Here is a 681-nt window from a genome sequence, read left to right on the forward strand (position 1 = left end):
GTCTTTCCCGCATACGCGGGGGTGATCCCTCGACGCATTGGCGCATACCATATTGAGCACGGTCTTTCCTGCATACGCTGATGCTATCCTAGAAGTGCGTTTATCAAAAAGAAAGAGCTTAGTGTGTTGTTACTGCATATAATTATGTGGCGATAAATACGACGATATAGCAGACGATTTAGGAGTTCCGCGTAAAGTTCATTCCCCGGATGAATAAATAAATTTTGGTCTATAACCCTAGAATCTATAACCATAGAAAATGAACTTAAAATGAAGATTGCGAGGGATCCCTCGACTAACAATCTGACGTAAACGGCAGCTGCGAGGCCCTCGCGATACGTTCATTATAGCGTTATTTTTTAGAATATTCAATGTAACAAGGGATTCAATAAATACCATTGTTCAAAAACGTTTATCTAGAGAAGATACGAAGCTAAATTGCGTTTGCATAATAGAAAACGGGAAAATTAACTATTGCAAAAGAGTGGTTATTCCCCAAAACACCACCAAACGACACGCCAAATAGGCGAGGGCTTGCATTTGAGAATATTTCGGGTATAGTAGTTACTCGTGCTTCGGCGCTGACGTTGGTCAGTAAAGTTGCATTGCGGACATAGCTTAGTTGGTAAAGCGCAACCTTGCCAAGGTTGAGACCGCGGGTTCGAGTCCCGTTGTCCGCTC

At 42.7% G+C, this 681-nt stretch carries 1 tRNA gene; it reads left to right on the forward strand.

From position 1 onward, the window contains the following. The first annotated feature begins 607 nt into the window (after positions 1–607). A tRNA-Gly gene (locus ACJV7B_RS04030) sits at positions 608–680 on the forward strand. The last annotated feature ends 1 nt before the right edge of the window (position 681 follow it).

It is taken from the genome of Gardnerella bretellae, assembly GCF_048545135.1.
Taxonomy (GTDB): Bacteria; Actinomycetota; Actinomycetes; order Actinomycetales; family Bifidobacteriaceae; genus Bifidobacterium; species Bifidobacterium greenwoodii.